At 37.7% G+C, this 17,854-nt stretch carries 16 protein-coding genes and 1 tRNA gene; 3 read left to right on the top strand and 14 right to left on the bottom strand.

Annotated features, from left to right (window positions below):
• Positions 1 to 22: 22 nt before the first annotated feature.
• The 5 genes from AC6UDG_RS02820 to recX form a co-directional block, all read right to left on the bottom strand.
• Positions 23 to 2,047, bottom strand: a complete 2,025-nt coding sequence (locus tag AC6UDG_RS02820; RefSeq protein WP_500706330.1) for a CDP-glycerol glycerophosphotransferase family protein — start codon at positions 2,045 to 2,047, stop codon at positions 23 to 25.
• A gap of 9 nt (positions 2,048 to 2,056) precedes the next feature.
• The gene (locus AC6UDG_RS02815) at positions 2,057 to 2,932 is read right to left on the bottom strand and encodes a hypothetical protein (RefSeq protein WP_500706329.1); all 876 of its coding nucleotides are present in this window, start codon (positions 2,930 to 2,932) and stop codon (positions 2,057 to 2,059) included.
• 59 nt (positions 2,933 to 2,991) lie between these two features.
• Positions 2,992 to 3,402, bottom strand: a complete 411-nt coding sequence (tagD, locus tag AC6UDG_RS02810) for a glycerol-3-phosphate cytidylyltransferase (protein ID WP_500693590.1) — start codon at positions 3,400 to 3,402, stop codon at positions 2,992 to 2,994.
• Positions 3,403 to 3,508: 106 nt separating this feature from the next.
• Entirely contained in the window at positions 3,509 to 4,672 is a 1,164-nt protein-coding gene (locus tag AC6UDG_RS02805; protein WP_500696554.1) for an AI-2E family transporter, read from the bottom strand.
• A 14-nt stretch (positions 4,673 to 4,686) separates the two neighbouring features.
• Positions 4,687 to 5,502, bottom strand: coding sequence for a recombination regulator RecX (gene recX / locus AC6UDG_RS02800; protein WP_500706328.1), 816 nt, complete (start codon positions 5,500 to 5,502; stop codon positions 4,687 to 4,689).
• A gap of 84 nt (positions 5,503 to 5,586) precedes the next feature.
• Between recX and AC6UDG_RS02795 the strand changes: the two genes are divergently transcribed.
• Positions 5,587 to 6,036, top strand: coding sequence for a flavodoxin (locus AC6UDG_RS02795; protein ID WP_500706327.1), 450 nt, complete (start codon positions 5,587 to 5,589; stop codon positions 6,034 to 6,036).
• A 21-nt stretch (positions 6,037 to 6,057) separates the two neighbouring features.
• On the opposite strand, the gene AC6UDG_RS02790 is transcribed toward AC6UDG_RS02795, so the two are convergent.
• Both AC6UDG_RS02790 and wecB read right to left on the bottom strand, forming a co-directional pair.
• Complete coding sequence (locus AC6UDG_RS02790) at positions 6,058 to 6,981, bottom strand: YihY/virulence factor BrkB family protein (protein ID WP_500696552.1); 924 nt, start codon at positions 6,979 to 6,981, stop codon at positions 6,058 to 6,060.
• A gap of 3 nt (positions 6,982 to 6,984) precedes the next feature.
• Positions 6,985 to 8,088 carry a non-hydrolyzing UDP-N-acetylglucosamine 2-epimerase gene (gene wecB, locus AC6UDG_RS02785; protein ID WP_500706350.1) on the bottom strand — a complete coding sequence of 368 codons (1,104 nt, stop codon included), beginning with the start codon at positions 8,086 to 8,088 and terminating at the stop codon, positions 6,985 to 6,987.
• Positions 8,089 to 8,280: 192 nt separating this feature from the next.
• Between wecB and AC6UDG_RS02780 the strand changes: the two genes are divergently transcribed.
• On the top strand, positions 8,281 to 9,219 hold the full coding sequence (locus tag AC6UDG_RS02780) for a glycosyltransferase family 2 protein (protein WP_500706326.1): 939 nt from the start codon (positions 8,281 to 8,283) through the stop codon (positions 9,217 to 9,219).
• Between the two features lie 92 nt (positions 9,220 to 9,311).
• Here AC6UDG_RS02780 and AC6UDG_RS02775 read toward each other — a convergent pair whose 3' ends face one another.
• The 7 genes from AC6UDG_RS02775 to AC6UDG_RS02745 form a co-directional block, all read right to left on the bottom strand.
• A complete protein-coding gene (locus AC6UDG_RS02775; protein ID WP_500693612.1) occupies positions 9,312 to 10,673 on the bottom strand; it encodes a gluconate:H+ symporter in 1,362 nt (453 codons plus the stop codon).
• Between the two features lie 134 nt (positions 10,674 to 10,807).
• Positions 10,808 to 11,695, bottom strand: a complete 888-nt coding sequence (locus AC6UDG_RS02770; RefSeq protein WP_500693584.1) for a GRP family sugar transporter — start codon at positions 11,693 to 11,695, stop codon at positions 10,808 to 10,810.
• A gap of 132 nt (positions 11,696 to 11,827) precedes the next feature.
• Positions 11,828 to 12,715, bottom strand: a complete 888-nt coding sequence (locus AC6UDG_RS02765; RefSeq protein WP_500693583.1) for a GRP family sugar transporter — start codon at positions 12,713 to 12,715, stop codon at positions 11,828 to 11,830.
• A gap of 144 nt (positions 12,716 to 12,859) precedes the next feature.
• Positions 12,860 to 12,932: transfer RNA gene (locus AC6UDG_RS02760), tRNA-Arg, on the bottom strand.
• A 50-nt stretch (positions 12,933 to 12,982) separates the two neighbouring features.
• Positions 12,983 to 14,251, bottom strand: a complete 1,269-nt coding sequence (locus AC6UDG_RS02755; protein ID WP_500706325.1) for a DEAD/DEAH box helicase — start codon at positions 14,249 to 14,251, stop codon at positions 12,983 to 12,985.
• A gap of 1 nt (position 14,252) precedes the next feature.
• The gene (locus AC6UDG_RS02750) at positions 14,253 to 15,248 is read right to left on the bottom strand and encodes a Gfo/Idh/MocA family protein (RefSeq protein ID WP_500706324.1); all 996 of its coding nucleotides are present in this window, start codon (positions 15,246 to 15,248) and stop codon (positions 14,253 to 14,255) included.
• On the bottom strand, positions 15,241 to 16,053 hold the full coding sequence (locus AC6UDG_RS02745) for a GH25 family lysozyme (protein ID WP_500706323.1): 813 nt from the start codon (positions 16,051 to 16,053) through the stop codon (positions 15,241 to 15,243). Before AC6UDG_RS02745 ends, AC6UDG_RS02750 begins: the two co-directional genes overlap by 8 nt.
• A gap of 205 nt (positions 16,054 to 16,258) precedes the next feature.
• On the opposite strand from AC6UDG_RS02745, the gene gntK reads away from it, so the two are divergent.
• Positions 16,259 to 17,824 carry a gluconokinase gene (gene gntK / locus AC6UDG_RS02740; protein WP_500696546.1) on the top strand — a complete coding sequence of 522 codons (1,566 nt, stop codon included), beginning with the start codon at positions 16,259 to 16,261 and terminating at the stop codon, positions 17,822 to 17,824.
• Positions 17,825 to 17,854: the final 30 nt, after the last annotated feature.

Raw genomic sequence — 17,854 nt, 5'->3', positions numbered from 1 at the left:
TCCGGAAAACTCCGGATTATTTTTAACGAATTTGTTGCATCACATAATCAATCGTCTTAATCGAACTAAGTCCATCGTTAATCCGACAGAAGCGATTGTAAAATTGCATAAATTTAGGATCGTTTTCAACGTTTTCGTCTTTTAAATCAGTTGAGATTCCTTTCATTAACTCATCAGAATCATAGACGATCCTTCCAGGCAAATCTCGTTCATAATTCAAGTAAAAGCCACGCAACTCATTCTTATACACGTGATAGTCATAAGGATAGAACAAAATTGGCCGTTTAAGGTAAGCGTAGTCAAAAAAGACTGAGGAATAGTCGGTTACCAGCAAATCTGAAATTAAATATAAATCAGAAATGTTGGAATAGTTCGATAGGTCATAGACGAACCCTTTGTAATCAGAAACGTCTAATGCATTCGAAATCAAGTAGTGCATCCGTAGAATTAGGACAGTATCACTTCCAAAGTGTTGTTTGAACTCTTCCAAACTAAACGGTAGCTTAAAAGTATATTTCCCCTTGCTCTCAAACTGATTATCTCGGTAAGTAGGAGCATATAGGACAACTTTCTTGTCCCGTGGGATTCCCAATCGATCCTTAATCTTATTAATCTCAGTAGGATTATTCCCGTTAATCAATTCATCATTTCTTGGATATCCCACCTTTAAAATCTTGTTTTCATACCCGAAGGCACTTCTAAAGACCTTGGTTGAAAAATCATTTGGTGAAATCAATGCATCCCAACGATTAGCTTCTTTAACAAAGTTATCATGGTACTTATTGGTTGTCGTACCAGGCATTGAAACTCGTTCAATATCTAACCCTAATTTCTTTAATGGTGTGCCATGCCAAGTTTGAACATACGTTACATAGTCTGGTTTAACGACCCAGGCAGGAAATCTAGCATTGCTAATCCATACCTTAGCCTTTCCCATGGTACGAACCCAACGTCCCGTATTTTTAATTACATAATTAATGTTATGATCCTTACAAAATTGCTTTTGTGACTTTTGAATGGACCACACAAAGTTAATCTTAGGATGTAATTTTTTAAACACCTGATAGATAGCATAAGGACTATCACTCACCTGACGTCCACCAAAGCTCTCAAACACGATCGTCGTAGTAGCAAATGGTGTATGCCCCCGTTTAAACAACTTTCGTAAGCGCAAACGATTAACTTTACTTAATAAGATTTTAAACGATTTCCACAAATGCTTAGCTTTTCCGTAAAACTTAGTAAGTCTTTTTGTAGGAGACGGCCGTCTTCTTTTAATAACACGAAGTTGACCTTGCTTTCCCTCTTTTAATACTAATTCACGATTATCACCTAAGTGAGAAACGGTTTTAAACGATGAAAGCGAAACATCCATCACCAATCTTTGCTGAAAATGCTTACCATGATAGTCATACCTGATATACAAACGATATGTATCTTCATACTTTAGCTCTTTAAGCGGAATGGTAATCGCAAAAATCCCTTGAAAAGGTGAATCGGTAATCGGATAAAGTCGTTTGCTTTGATCACTTGCTTGCTTAATTACAATTGCCATTTGATCAAGTTTTTTACCGTCAATGTGGTTAAACCCCGTTAATCGTAAATTACCGCCACCAAGCAAATTAACCGAGTTCATCACAAATTGCTTTTTAGATCGGTTCGTTCTGACATAAAAGACTGCCATGCCAGACGGGTCAATCTTATATTGATAATAAGCATTTAACCCAATCCGCCGAACGGCATTCACGTATTCACTTTCAACTTGAATAAGGGTTCGATGGTCACTATTACCACACGAATAATAGAGTTGCCATTCAAATTCATCCTGTCCCACGGAGTCAAAGTGAAATTTATTTGGATCAATTATAATTGCTGCCTCATTGCCACTTACATCCCCTTTAAGAACAGGGACGGTGATTGAGGCTAAGCTTCCTTTTTCAATCAAAGTAACAGTTGCATCTTCATCAGCATAACTAGGATTAATTAACTCAAATTCAATTTTCAACTTTGTTTGTTTTGGTATAACGTTAGAAAGTATTGCTCGCATTATTTCTCCTTAATAGTTGAAAATCACGTTTTGACCAAGATATTTAGAAAAGTTAACCATATCATCCAAATCGATAAAAATGGTAGTCTCCTTACCTTCAGCATACTTATTAACTAAAGCAACGTTAAATGCTGAAATATCACTATAACGGATTGCATTGCCATAGTCTGAAATGACATATGATCGAGCATCTGAACCTTTAGACAAATACTTCAAATTACCAAGATTAACATCATAATCGATTAAATCACTAGTTGGTCTAGCAATCTTTAAACTTGTTTCTGGAGGTGAAACAACCGAGGTTTTACTAAGATAAAAAATCTGAGCTGCTCCACCGTTACTTTGATCCACCCGACATGCCACGTCACCACGTTGATTTAAAAATTTAATTACTTGATGTTCATCATTAATCCGTTTGAAAACAGCAGTAGCGTTATCATGATTGTCATAATAAATCGTTTTACTAACGTAGGGCCCATCATAAAAGATCACTTTGAATAAACCTGACCCAGCCAAAATTTCCTTTCGTTCAGCTTGAACCACCCCATTATGGTCACTGTAGACTTGAACGGACTGACCCTTAACCACTCTGTCGTGAACGTCAAATTGGGTTAAATCGTTATTTAAATCATGATTTTGATCAAAAATTCCACGTTGTTTACTAAAAACGTCAAACAATTGGATGATTTCTAATTGCACTTGCTGATGAAAAGAATCAGATAACTTCCTAATCAAAGTGGCCACATACTGTGATTGATCGTAGTTTAAAATGGAAATTACAACTTTAATTGAATTCCCGTCATCGATCATTCTTTCCAATCGTTCTTTAAATCGGGGCTTTTCAGCTCCATGAACTGAAGTTACCAAAAAAAGTGCTTGTTTCATTTTGCTCCCCTTAAACTAAAACATTCTAAGAAATAAAACGAAGAATCCTGGGACTTAAACTAATCTTTCCAATCCTTTTGGCTCGTGACGCCTAAATCAGACTTGATCTTAGACGTTGAAATTCCTTGGGTTCGCGGCAAATAAATCACTTTACAATACTCTTTAAGAAAGTCAAACTTACCCTTCCAATCGTCACCCATCACAAAGATATCAATCTTATGATCTTTAATATCTTGAATCTTCTGGTTCCATCCCTTTTCAGGAATTACTTCGTCAACGTAGCGGATAGCGTCTAAAATGTACTTACGATCCTCATAAGAATTATAAGCACGTTTCCCCTTTACGGCATTAAACTCATCCGTCGAAAGACCTACCGTCAATGAATCACCTAATTCACGAGCACGTTTTAATAAACGCACATGACCCTTGTGAAGCAGATCAAATGTGCCATACGTAATTACTTTCGTCATAATATCTCCTGTCAGAAGACCATAATTAATACTCCTACTTATCAACAATTAAATGTTAGCATATCTTCCATTATCGTCAATAAAATTCACGATCCATAACTAAAGTTTAATTTGGCTCATTTTCAGATGAATTAGTTTTTGCTGAATTAGTGGAGTTCGAATCGTCATGTTGAACTAACCAAATATTGTAACAATATTCAATCACAACCTTCGCAATGGCATAAACTGGAATGGCTAGAATCATCCCAAACAACCCAGCAATGTGGCCAGCTGCAAGTAAAATGATAATAATAGTTAGTGGATGAATCTTTAACGATTTCCCAATCACATTCGGGTACACCAAGTTTCCATCAATTTGTTGAACAATAATGACTACCACAATTACCCAGATAACTTGCATAATATTATCTGAAAAAGCAACAAAAAGTGATGGAATAATTCCAATGTAGGGACCAACGTACGGGATGATATTACACAATCCGGCGAAGACTCCGAGCAAAAGAGCATACTTTTGGCCGATCAGAAAGTATCCTAAAGTTGTAAACGTTCCAACAAACAGACACTCAATAACCTGGCCACCGATGTAACGTGAGAGGGTATGATTCATTTTTTTAAGTAGCGTTACCGTTTGTTTCCTGTGGTGTTTGGAAAGTCCGGGAGTTAACTTTTCAATGCTTGGAAGTAGTTTGTTTCCATCCTTTAACATGTAAAACAGAATGACGGGGACAGTAATTGCCGTGATAACCACGTTCGTTGCCATCGAAATAATCGTTCCCGCACTATTCGTCAAATTAGCCAGAACTGTTTTCAAATACGATGAATATGAGGACTGAATCTTGTCAACAATGGGACGCCAGTCCACTTTTTTTAAAAATCCATAACGTGTAATTTTAGTTAGTAATTCCTGCCCTTGTTTAGCAAATTCAGGCGCTGCCCCTACCATGTTAGCCACCTGAGTAATCAACCGTGGTACAAATGAAAACGCCATGTAAACAATAACCCCAATCACAATCAAAAATACGATGGCGGTTGCCCAGGTACGATTAATGTGTTTTGTTTTTGTGATTTTTATTTTCATTAGAAGGTTAACGATCGGATTTAACATGTAATACAAGAATCCCGCTAACAAGAGTGGAACGAAGATCGTTGACACAAAAATTACAATCGGCGAAAAAACAAAACTAATTTTGGAACATAAATAAACGATTCCAACTGCAATCAGAATCTCAACCGTCCAAAAAAACAAAGCCGAATTTTTAAATCTATTCATTTGATTCACTCCAATTAATTTTCTTTTGTGTCCAAGAATTGATCAATATCATCAAGATCAAAGCCCTTACGATATAACGACTGCTTGGCTTTCTGACGTCGACTCATATCATTATACTTCTTATACTTATTCCAAGCCTTGTTACCCTCTTTAGCAAGTAACTCATTTTGATGATCGACATCACCTTGAAAGTCTAATTCACTAATGATTGTATCAATATCATCAAATGAGTATCCCTTTCGGTATAAAGCCGTTTTTGTTTTTTGCATCCGTTTGTTAAAGGGATATCGCTGATTATGAGCAAAGATTTTTTGGGCCTGCTTTTTACCATTTTTAAGCGTCATTTCGCTCGAATAATTAACTGAAATTGCCTCATTTATGTATTCATCTGCAATTCCCTTTTGTTTTAAATACCTTGAAACAGCCATGGGACCCTTATTCTGTTGTTCAACAATTCCTTTGACATAGGTGTCAGCATAATGTTCATCATTAAGTAGATTAATCTGTTCTAGTTTTTCAACCGCTTCATCGACTGCTTCAAGGTTGTCTGAATATGATTTTAACTTATCTCTAACCTCTTTTTTTGAACGAGTCTGATACGAAATAAAATCAATAGCCTTATTATATAACTTTGAAACATCGTCCGCCGCCTTAATTTTGTCAATCTTACCTTGGCTTAACTCAGATCCCTTAAAGATCCCAAACTGAATCATTACTTCTTCACTCACAGGAAAAGCATAATGATCATTGACGTATACGTTATATCTCCCCGGTCTTTTTTGCGAAACAATCTTAGTGACCCTTAATTTATTTGCATTTTGCTTATCCATCAGCGCTAACTCCCATCAAATTAACAATTTGAAACTATTCTGATATACTTATTTGAAAACACTACAAAGGAAGTGGTTTCACTCATGCCAAAAGCACACGTGATTTACGCCACCATTACTGGTAATAACGAAGACGTTGCTGATATCGTCACCGAGGGACTTGAAGACCTTGGCGTAGATGTCGAAGAATCTGAAATTTCTCAAACCGACGCGGACGAACTTAAAGATACCGATATTATTGTTATATGTCCATACACCTACGACGAAGGAGCTCTCCCTGAAGAAGGGATGGACTTTTTTGAAGATTTAGATTCACTGAGCCTAAAAGGAAAAGTTTTTGGAGTGGCTGGTTCTGGAGACGTTTTTTATCAAGAATATTATAACGTTGCCGTCGACGCATTTACCAAAGCTTTAAGGAAAACTAACGCTACTCAAGGAGCTAAAAGCGTCAAAATCAATCTTGAACCTGATGAAGATGACATCAAAGTTCTTGACCAGTTTTCTCGTGAACTGGTGAAATCCACCGAAAAATAATTTAGCAAAAAACATCACCACCTAATCCTGGGTGGTGTTTTTCTTTTTGGAACGAAATTTACGTGCACTAGAAATAATAGACCGAACGGATCCGTTTGTTGATTCAATGTTACCAGTAAAGTACTCTTGTATACTGGCATTAATAACGGCACCAAACATCAGCACGAGTCCAATAAAATATAACCACAACATCACTACTATAAAAGTTCCTAACGTCTTATAAGCGGTAATATTTCTAAAAAAGTACTCAATGATTAGCGAAAAAGCTTGTGACAAAATCATTAAACCAAGCACAGATATCGCTGATCCTAGAATTGTATAACGAATCTTGGTCTTAACACTTGGCACAAAATAGTACAAAAGCATCACAACTATGAAAGACCCAGAAATAATAAATGGAATTCGAATGGATGCCACCACTTGCGTTGCAATGGTTGAAAGATGCAGAATTGGTCTCAAGTACGTGATAATTTCTTGACCAAACCCTTGCAAAATCATTAAAACAATCAATAAGAGTACCAGTAAAAGCATCCACACAAATGAAATTAAACGATTCGTGATGGCATTCTGAGTGTCAGCTACTCCGTAAGTTCGGTTAACCGTTCGTTGAAATGCTGCCATCGCCTGACTAGCTGACCAAATTACCAGCAACAACCCAATCGATAAGCTACCACCACTATTATTATTATCAAAAGCTGACTTAATCATGGGCAAAAGCATCGTATAAATCGATGACGGAACCGCGGTTCTGATATACATTAAGATATCATTAGGATCTCCATGTAAAAGTTTAATGATGCTACCAATCATAATTAAAATTGGAAACAGTGATAAGAGGGAATAATACGCCAAGACGATGGCAGAATCAGAAACGTTTCCCATCTTAAAATGTTTCATAACTAACTTAACAAATGAAATTACTTTTTGATTTGTTTTTAGTTCCACAAGCTAGGACTCTCCTTTAAAAGTTGCCTCAATTGCAGATAAAATTTGCTTAGCTGCCGTTCCATCCCCATAAGGATTATGAGCATCAGCCATCTTTCGGTATTCATCTGGATTATCAAGTAAGTCCTCCATCGCATCTTTAATGGCCTTAGGATCAGTCCCAACTAATCTCAAAGTGCCCGCTTTAACTCCTTCGGGGCGTTCAGTCGATTCTCTAAGAACCAAAACGGGCTTTCCAAGTGAAGGAGCTTCTTCTTGAACCCCACCAGAGTCAGACATAATAAAATAACTCCGAGCAGCCATATTATGAAAATCAACCACATCTAAAGGTGCAATCAAATGGATACGAGAATCGCCCTTAAAAATCTGTTGGGCCATCTTTTGAACCACTGGATTAAGATGAACCGGGTAAACCACGTCCACATCAGGATGTGAATCAACCACTTGTTTAATTGCCTGAAACGTTCGTTTCATTGGTTCACCTAGATTTTCGCGCCGATGCATTGTAAGTAAGATGATCCGCTGTCCATCATCAATGTTATCTAAGATCGAATGATGATAATCATCACTCACCGTTTGATGAAGAGCATCAATGGCAGTATTTCCTGTAACAAAGATGTTTGACCCCGGATGATTCTCTTTTATTAAATTTTGCTTACTTAACTCCGTGGGTGCAAAGTACAAGTCAGCTAAAACATCCGTTAATTGACGATTCATTTCCTCTGGATATGGGGAATATTTATTATGAGTACGCAGTCCTGCTTCAACGTGACCTAACATTTTTTTATGATAAAAAGCAACCACTGAAGCGGCAAACGTACTCGTAGTATCACCATGAACTAGAATAATATCTGGATTAGTTTTAGAAATAATTGGACCTAACTTAGTGATCACAGAAACAGTAATATCTCCAAGTGTTTGATCATTCTTCATAATGTTTAAATTATAATCGGGGGTGATTTTGAAAATATCGAGAACCTGCTGCAGCATTTCACGATGTTGACCCGTGACCACTGTGATTGGTTTAAACTTGTTTCGATTTCGCTTCATCTCTAAAATAATTGGAGCCATCTTAATGGCCTCCGGTCGAGTTCCAAAAACAGTCATAACTTTAATTGGTCTGGTCACATTTAATCCCTCCCATTTGCCTAGTACCTTAAGTATATCAAAAGATTTACCCAATTCCGATGCCAAACCACTTTAAATAATGATAAAATGATATTAAACAATCTGTAAATAATTGGTAATGTATTTTTGAATTTAAAAGTTTAATTGCCAAGTACTAAGGAGTAATTAATTTTGGAAAAAATTAGTCTGATTGTTCCCTGTTATAATGAACAGGAATCAATTGAACTTTTCTACAAAACTGTGGAAAAGGTTTTTGCACAAATGAATAAAGACGGTGAAAAGTATGAGCCTGATTACCTTTTTATAAATGATGGATCAAGTGACAATACCTTTAAGATCATTAAAAATCTTCACGAAAAACATCCTGACACCGTTCACTTCATCTCATTTTCAAGAAACTTCGGGAAGGAAGCCGGAATGGCTGCTGGGCTAAGAAATGCCAAAGGCGATTACATTGCACTAATGGACGTTGATCTCCAAGATCCGCCGGAACTCCTTCCTAAAATGCTCAAAATTATTCAGACCCAGGACTATGATTGCGTTGGGTGTGTCCAAACAAGTAGAAAGCAGAATCCAGTTCGAGCTTTCTGTTCTTCGATGTTTTATAAGATCATCGATAAAATGTCAGACGTTAAAATTAAACCTAACGTTCGAGATTATCGTTTAATGTCTCGACGTTACGTCGATGCAGTAAATGAACTAACAGAATACAATCGATTCTCAAAAGGAATCTTTGCTTGGGTTGGTTTTAACACCAAATATTTAGAGTATCAGGGGGTCCCTCGGGCTGCTGGAGAAACTCATTGGTCTTTCTCACAATTGGTAGAATACTCGATGGAAGGAATTATTGATTTCTCTGATGCCCCACTAACCTTTGCCACTTACGTTGGGATAATCTCATTTTTACTCTCACTCGTTGGGATTGCTTTTGTCGTTATCAGGGCATTATTCTTTGGAGGAGCCGTATCTGGTTGGCCTTCTTTAGTATCAATTATTCTCCTAATCGGTGGAATCCAACTCTTCTGTTTGGGCATTCTAGGAAAATACATTGGAAAAATTTATTTAGAAACGAAACACCGTCCTCAGTACATCATTAAGGACGAAGCATAGTTTAACTGGTAGCCACCTATAAATTATAGGTGGCTTTTTTATACAAAAAAGACTTCACATAAAGTGAAGTCTTTTTGAATTTATTAACTAACTTAGAACATTCCCAGAATTCCATTCAGAATCAAGACCATTATTAGCCCCACAACTGAAATCACGGTTTCTAACACCGTCCAAATTGAGAAAGTTTGTTTCATAGTTAAGTCAAAGTATTCTTTGAACATCCAGAATCCGGCATCATTAACGTGTGATGCGGCAAGTGATCCAGCACCAATGGCTAAGGCCATCATTACTGGGTTAACGTTCAATGAAGACATCAGTGGCATAACAAGTCCGGCAGCAGTCATTCCAGCCACCGTAGCTGAACCTAGCGATACACGAAGAATAACGGCAACTAACCAGCCAAGGATGATTGGAGATAGTGATGAATGCATCATGATGTTCTTAACGGCATCACCAACACCACCATCAATCAAGACTTGCTTGAAGGCACCACCACCACCAATAACCAATAGAAGCATGGCAATTGATTTAACGGAGGCTTCAATACTCTTAGAAACGTCACTCATTTTCTTACCACGATGGAAGCCCATTGACCAGATGGCAAATACTAAAGCGATTACCATGGCAATCATTGGGTTACCTAACATCGAGATAATAGCATCAAATCCTGATGGCTTAGCAACTGCTTTCCCGCCATGGAAAACTAACTGGTAAATGGTATTAACCGCCATGAAAATAGCTGGTAATAATGAAGTTAAAACCGAAAGACCAAAACTAGGAGTTTCATCTAACTTGTATTCTTTAACTTCACCAAAAGCTGGCAGGCTCTTCTTGACTACGAACGCGCTCGGAACAAACTTCTCAGCAAACTTCGTAAAGACAGGACCCGCAATTAAAACAGCTGGAATTGCAACAATGATACCAAAGAGCAATACCTCACCAATATTAGCGCCCAAGGCTGTGGCAACAGCAGTTGGAGCAGGTTGTGGTGGTAAGAATCCCTGGGTTGCTGACAATGCAGCCGCCATTGGAATTCCTAGATAAACAAATGGTACATCGGCTTCAAGGGCAACCGCGAAGACGATTGGAGTAAGTAATACCAATCCAACTTCGAAGAACAATGACATTCCGATAATGAACGAAGCAATTACGATTGCAATCTGTAATCGCTTCTTTCCAAATTTGTCGATCAGCGTCTTGGCGATTCGATACGAACCACCAGAATCAGAAACCAAACGACCGATCATGGCACCGAATCCGAAGACGATGGCCAATTCACCTAATGTACTACCAATACCAGTCTTAATGGCATCGGCAATTGATGCTGGGTTCATTCCTAATCCAAGCGCAACTAAAATAGCTGTGATGATCAAGGAAACAAAAGTATTTAGCTTAAGTTTGATGATCATGAAAAGGAGAAGTGCGATTCCTAAAATCAACACTATGAAGGGCATGTATGACATTTCTTTTCCTCTTTCCAATTATTAAATTAAAACAACGCTATAAATTAATTGTATACGGTTTCATGCCAGTTTTCAACACCATCTTTTAAAATTAAGCTTTAAAATAGCACTAGCCACCTCTTCTTTTACTTAATAAAACTAGTAATGACTCCTCCGATAATGACGAAAATCATTCCAATGGTAATATATAAAAGTTCTCTTTTAGTTTTGTGTTCGTGTAAAAAGATGATTCCACCAAAGGTTGATATGACAACACACATTTGCGAAATCGTAAATCCAGTTGCTACTCCATTTAATTCGGTTGAAATCAAATAGGTTAAAGCACCAAATCCAAACAAGAAACCACTGATAATATTTTTATAGGTAGCCACTTCTTTAAACGGATTAACCTTGGTTTTAAATATTATAAAGCAGGCAAAGATAGTTCCCATCACGACCATTCCAATGGTTTGAGGGAGAAACGCTGCCCATCCATTAGTATTAGCAACTTTTGGGAATGCCGAATAGCCAACATACCCAAAAGTTCCGACGATTAAAACTAAAATACCCTTTCTAATATTAACCTGTTGCTTTTCTTCCTCAGTTTTTGGTGCTAACGTTCTGTCTTTTTTGGTAGTTAGTAAAACACCCAAAATAATTAAAATAATCGATCCGAATCCAGCTAACTTTGGAATCAAACCCGCCCATTCACCAAAAACAATTACTCCAGTTAATGAATTGCCAATCAACTGAAGACCAGTTGACACTGGCATGGACAACGAAACTCCCATCAGTGAAAATGCAGTGTACTGAGTATATTGTCCAATTGCCCATGCCATCCCAGACAGAAGACAAAGCCAAAAAACTTCTTTTGAAATCACTGGTTGCTTAATGAAATAGACAATAACAGCAATTAAAATGGCTCCATATGTAGAACCCATTAGTTGATTAATTGGCTTTCCACCTAGCAAACCGATTGAAATTGGTAAGATACCCCAAGCAATAGCTGGTAATAATGCAATTAAAATATTCAAACTTAATCCCCCGAATTAAAATAATTTCTAATAATTCTCTTCAAGTTCAATATACTACCTTTTAAATCAAACCGATATTCAAAGTCACAAAAAAAGGACACCAAATGTGTCCTTTTTTGAAAAGATAAAATTTTAAATAAAACTTGTAATGACACCACCAAGAATGACACAAATCATTCCAAGTGTGACAAATACTAGTTCTTTCTTTGTCTTGTGTTCGTGAAGAATTATAATTCCACCAAAGGTTGAAATGACAACACACATCTGTGAAATCGTAAATCCAGTGGCCACTCCGTTTAATTCAGTCGAGATTAGATAGAAGAAGGCACCAAATCCGAACAAAAATCCGGTAATAATGTTTTTATATGAAACAGCTTGTTTAAACGGATTAACCTTGGTTTTATAAGCACTAATAATAACAAAGATCGTTCCCATGATGACCATTCCGATCGTCTGGGGCAGAAATGCTGACCAACCATTGGTATTAGCAATCCTTGGAAAATCAGAGTAACCGATATATCCAAACATGCCAATTACTAACAGAATTAAACCATTCCGAGTATGCTGAGCGGCATTCTCTTCAGCCGTCTTGGGTTCATTACTGCCATTGTCTTTCAAAGTTGTTAGTAAGACCCCAATGATAATCAAAATAATTGATCCAAAACCAGCTAGCTTGGGAATTAAGCCAGCCCATTCACCAAAGAAAATCACTCCGGTAACTGAAGTACCAACTAACTGCAAACCAGTTGAAATTGGCATCGTTCGTGATACACCAATTTGAGTAAAGGCCATGTACTGAGTCATTTGACCAACTGCCCAAGCCATCCCTGAAAGTAAACACCACCAAAAGTCCTGCATGGTGATCACTGGTTGTTTAAAAATAAACACAAGGATGGCAATGATTAACGCTCCATATGTAGTTCCCATCAACTGATTAACTGGCTTACCACCGATTAACCCAGTTGCAATAGGAAGAAGACCCCAACCTAACGCTGGGAGTAAAGCAATTAAGATATTCAATATAATTTCCTCCTAAAATATAAATCCGTGTAGAACCCATTATAATCGCCCATAAGCCCAAAAATCAATTAATTAATTGTCATCACCAACATTTGCCCAAATAAAAAACACCTCATTTAAATGAAGTGTTTTAACGCTTATAGATGACCCCACTCAGACTCGAACTGAGATCGACCGCTTAGGAGGCGGTTGCCCTATCCAGTTGTGCTATGGGGCCAAAAACATTTTCTATTCTCTCACGAATAAAAAATTTAGTAAAGAACCAAACTAATGGTGATTTTTATGACTACTTGGTTTACCCTTATCTTTTTGTTTTCGTTTTCGGTGTTTATTCTTTTTTGGTTTAGCCTGGATAGCTTCGTGCACCTGTCTTTTTTTAGTCAGTGCCTGTTGTTTGATTTCTTTTTGATGTTCTAACTGTGAATCATCAATGTGATCAACGATCTCCCCATTGAAATAATAAATTGGTTTTAATTCATATTCACTATTATCTAAAACGTGCTTTAAATCGCGAAGATCATGGTCATCTCCAAAATTAATTACTAACCCTGGCTCACCCATTCGGCCCGTTCGACCAACACGATGAATGTAGGTATTCGATTCATTTGGCAAATCATAATTAATCACAGCTAGTAATTTTGCAATGTCAAGTCCCCTTGCAGCCACGTCAGTCGTTAATAATAATTTAATTCTTCCCAAACGAAAATCATCCAGCGCCTTTTTGCGGCTCTGTTTACTTTCACCTGCGGCTAATTTTTGTACCTTGCCATTTCCCTCGTGTTTGAAGAAATTAAAAGCCCGATTAAGCGTATCAGTCTGATTAAAAAATACTAATGCTTTAAAACTTTGCATTTTAGATAACCGGTTTAACATTTCATTTCGCTTGGCTCGTGAGATTTGAAAGAGGCCATGGGTTACCTTACCCCTGGTTTGATCAATATCCCTAACGTCAATTATGTCGGCACTTTTACCCATTTTTTCCTTTAGATGATACAAAACATCAGTGTCTGTAGCAGAAAAGTAGGCAGCCTGAGCATCTCTTGGAACTGCAGCAATAATATTTTTAACCTGATCTAAAGAAGTATCGTTGAGCAAATCATCAGCTTCGTCAATGACCACTGTTTCAACGTCATTAACCTTTAATTTTCGTTCATTAATCAAGCTAAGAATTCTTCCGGGAGTTCCCACAACAATCTCTGGATGTTTTTTTAACTGTTCTTGTTGCCGTTTAACGTTTGCTCCACCAATCAATGGCAAAATTTTCACTTTAAAAGGAACCGCCCAATCTCTAATCACACCTGCCACTTGCATCGCAAGTTCTTGAGTAGGTTCGATCACAATGACCTGTGTGCCAACCCCTGGCATCGAATTAGCCAAAATCGGCATTGTAAACGCCACGGTCTTGCCAGAACCAGTTGGTGATAGTGCGACAATGTCATTTTCACCCTCAATCATCGGTGCATAGACTGCTTTTTGGATTGGGGTCTGTTTTTCATATCCTAATTTTTCAAAACGCTTAACAAATTGTTCGAGCACACTATTCTCCTATTTGTAAATAATGAATTCCAGCACTATCAGCAAGACGTCCCATTAAAGCATTAACTTTCTGCATTAAATTCAGTCCTCCAACGTATCGATTTTCGTAAACAGGATTCCCTGGATGATTTATGACTTCAGCAAAATCATTTGCTTCTGGAATCATCGGATTGTCGGTATAAAGAGGATAAATCTCACTTTCTTTACCCTCATTCATTAATTTAGCTGCCGTAAACTCACCAGCATTATCAATTAAGACTGTTTGCTTTCCACAGTAGATCTCTGATTGTTGATACGAAGTAATCACCTTACTAAAGTTTAAAGTAACATCAAAAGTACCATAGTTTAAAACAGCGACTCCACCACCATCAGCTCCGGTTTCAATGAATTTAGGATAGTACATCTGTGTTCTTGGTAATCCAAATAGAGCAACGGCATCATACACAGGATAAACTCCTAAGTCTTCCAGAGCTCCGCCACCAAATTGAAGGTTAAAGACATTCGGAACTTCACCCTTAAGAACCTTATCGTAGCGAGAAGAATATTTGCTAAAAGTAAATTCTGCCCCATCAATTTTAATATCATCAATTTGATCTTGAACCGCTTTAAAAGCGGGCATGTGAATGTTCCGTGCTGCTTCCATTAAGCGAGCTTTGGGATGTTGCTTTAACGTGTCGATGGCAGACTGGAATTGATATGGTCCAATAAAAGCAGGCTTTTCAACAATGACATTCTTGTCATGCTTAAGTGCTTCAATGACTTGTTGATAGTGAATGGCATTTGGTGAAGCAATATAAACGGTGTCGAATTTGTCAGATTCAAAGAAAACCTGTAAATCATCAAAAATGTTGTCACAATCATTTGGCTGAGCAAATTTCCGCGCCGTATCTAATTTTCTTGAATAAACAGCGTTCAACTTATACTTGCCAGTACTAACAGCAGCATCAACAAACTTTTGTGTGATCCAGTTAGTTCCAATTATTCCTAATTTAATCATTGTAATTCTCCCATTGTACTTCTTCATTATTCACAATATTTACCTGACCTAGATACTGATTCCACTGCTTCTGGTTCCCATTAAAAGCTACGGAATCAAAGCTTCCCTTCTGCCCATCAATGTTTAAATGATCGGAAGAATTCATGTTGATAAAGCGCACGTGCGGTTTCTTTGCATCGCTTTCATTATTTAACCAAAAAGCGGCGTGTGGAATTGATCTAAATTCTCGGTACATCTTCTCGTTAGTATTAATAATAACAGGTCGATCGTATCTCTGGTACAAAAACTGAACAAATTCATTAATCCGTTTCTTTTGTTGCTTTAAATTCACGTTGTTTTCATCATACGGATAGTAATATTGAACTTGAATGACGATTGGAAGTGTCCCGGTATTATCTTTGACTTGAGTTATAAAATTACTCTCTTGGTCTTCAATACTACTCTTAAATCCATAGGTATGATAAACCCCAATCTTTAAACCAGATCCCTGACTGCGATTGTAATTATTGTCAAAATTATCGTCAGCAAAGCTTGCTCCTTGAGTAGAACGAATGTACACGAACTTTTGGCCTTTCTGTTTAAGTGCCGTAAAATCGATGTACCCATCGTCTTGATTTACCGTCACACCCTGAACTGGATACTTTTTCAAAAGTAATTCGCGATCACGATTTTTATGAGCAAAGTACATCCAAATGGAAATAACGATAACTAGTAGCAGTACACTAACCAGTCCAATTAATGCCCACCTAGTTAATTTTTCTTTTCTTGCTTTTTTTCGAAGGTTGGACCGGTTAATCTCAGTCATTTGGACCTCCTCAATCATTTCTTATAATTAGTATAATTATAAATCAATATTATCACTATTTATTGATATTCGCTTGAATTCAAACGTTGATTTCAATATAATGAAAGCGTTATAAGTAGTATAATTTTTTTACTCGATCACTTAATAAAGTTGGCATGAAATCTGTCATAGAGTGCATCAACTAGCATGGAAGGGAAAGATTATAATGGAAAACGTAATTGGGGTCGACATCGGAACTACAAGTGTCAAAACCGTTTTATACGATGACAAAGGTGAAGTTAAAGGTTATTCAAACGATGGATATACTTTGTATCAAGACACTGCCGACATGGCAGAAGAAGATCCAGAGGAGATTTTCTCAGCGATGATTCAAGGTCTACAAAATGTTCTTAAAAAAGTAGACCCTAAAAAAGACACCATCAAGGGAGTTTCATATTCGTGTGCGATGCACAGTTTGATCCTCTTGGATGAGAACCACAAGCCACTCACCCGCGCAATCACTTGGGCAGATAATCGTGCCGTTGAATACGCAGATAAATTAAAAGAAAACGGCATTGGAATGGAACTTTACAAAAAGACTGGTGTTCCAACTCATCCAATGACACCACTTGTAAAGGCCATGTGGCTCAGAAATGAAAAGCCTGAATTGTTTAAAAAAGCCCGTTATTTTGTTGGTGTTAAAGAATACATCAACTATAAATTATTTGGGGTTCTAAAAGAAGACTATTCGATCGCTAATGCAACTGGCCTATTCAATATTTTTGACATGGACTGGGACGATGAAGCATTAAAAGTTGCTGGCATCAAGCGTGATCAACTGCCTGAATTAGTAGACACCACTTATCAATTAAAGGGCTTAAACGAAGAATACGCCAATAAAATTGGAATTGATAAAGATACACCATTTATCATTGGTGCTTCTGACGGTCCTCTGGCTAACTTAGGGGTAGACGCCATTAAACCAGGTGTAGTAGCTGTCACAATTGGAACTTCTGGTGCCGTTCGTGTCGTTAACGACAAGCCAACGATTGATCCTAAGGGTCGTGTATTCTGTTACTACCTAGCTAAGAATATGTGGGTTGTCGGGGGACCCGTTAATAACGGTGGAATTGTCTTCCGTTGGGTTCGTGATCAACTTTGCTTGCCAGAAAAAGTCACTGCCGAACAGATGAATATTGATGCTTACGATCTTCTAACTGAAATTGCTTCTAAGATTCCAGCAGGATCCGAAGGGTTAATCTTCTTACCGTTCTTGGGTGGTGAAAGAGCTCCAATCTGGGATGCTGACGCTCGTGGAACATACTTCGGTTTGACCAGAAAACACACTCGTGCCCACATGATTCGATCTGCTCTTGAGGGAATCGTGTATAACCTCTACACCGTTATGTTAGCCCTTGAAGAAGTTGTTGGCGAACCAAAGAGTATTCAAGCAACTGGTGGTTTTGCTCGTTCAGAACTTTGGCGCCAAATGTTAGCCGACATCTTTGAACAAGACGTCAACATCCCAGAAAGCTTCGAAGGTACGGCTCTTGGAGCTGCTACCCTTGGAATGTACAGTTTAGGCATGATTGACAGCCTTTACGACGTCAGTAAGTTTGTTGGGGTTACCAACACTCATAAGCCAAATCCAAAGAATTACCAAGCTTATCGTGAATTGATCCCAATTTACATTCGTCTAAGCCGTCATCTTCAACCAGAATACAAGAACATTGCTAATTACCAACGTGAACATGAAAATGATTGGAAAACCGGTCCAAAAGACGAAGACTAAATCAATATCACTAAAAAGCATCCAATTGGA

The organism is Fructilactobacillus sp. X2R1C1 (assembly GCF_059901435.1).
This window is presented reverse-complemented; position numbering and strand designations above follow the sequence as displayed.

Excerpts from the sequence above, each read along its gene's own strand:
- AC6UDG_RS02820 (WP_500706330.1), bottom strand. The coding sequence starts at position 2,047 with ATGCGAGCAATACTTTCTAACGTTATACCAAAACAAACAAAGTTGAAA.
- AC6UDG_RS02815 (WP_500706329.1), bottom strand. The coding sequence starts at position 2,932 with ATGAAACAAGCACTTTTTTTGGTAACTTCAGTTCATGGAGCTGAAAAG.
- tagD (WP_500693590.1), bottom strand. The coding sequence starts at position 3,402 with ATGACGAAAGTAATTACGTATGGCACATTTGATCTGCTTCACAAGGGT.
- AC6UDG_RS02805 (WP_500696554.1), bottom strand. The coding sequence starts at position 4,672 with ATGAATAGATTTAAAAATTCGGCTTTGTTTTTTTGGACGGTTGAGATT.
- recX (WP_500706328.1), bottom strand. The coding sequence starts at position 5,502 with ATGGATAAGCAAAATGCAAATAAATTAAGGGTCACTAAGATTGTTTCG.
- AC6UDG_RS02795 (WP_500706327.1), top strand. The coding sequence starts at position 5,587 with ATGCCAAAAGCACACGTGATTTACGCCACCATTACTGGTAATAACGAA.
- wecB (WP_500706350.1), bottom strand. The coding sequence starts at position 8,088 with ATGACTGTTTTTGGAACTCGACCGGAGGCCATTAAGATGGCTCCAATT.
- AC6UDG_RS02775 (WP_500693612.1), bottom strand. The coding sequence starts at position 10,673 with ATGCCCTTCATAGTGTTGATTTTAGGAATCGCACTTCTCCTTTTCATG.
- AC6UDG_RS02750 (WP_500706324.1), bottom strand. The coding sequence starts at position 15,248 with ATGATTAAATTAGGAATAATTGGAACTAACTGGATCACACAAAAGTTT.
- AC6UDG_RS02745 (WP_500706323.1), bottom strand. The coding sequence starts at position 16,053 with ATGACTGAGATTAACCGGTCCAACCTTCGAAAAAAAGCAAGAAAAGAA.
- gntK (WP_500696546.1), top strand. The coding sequence starts at position 16,259 with ATGGAAAACGTAATTGGGGTCGACATCGGAACTACAAGTGTCAAAACC.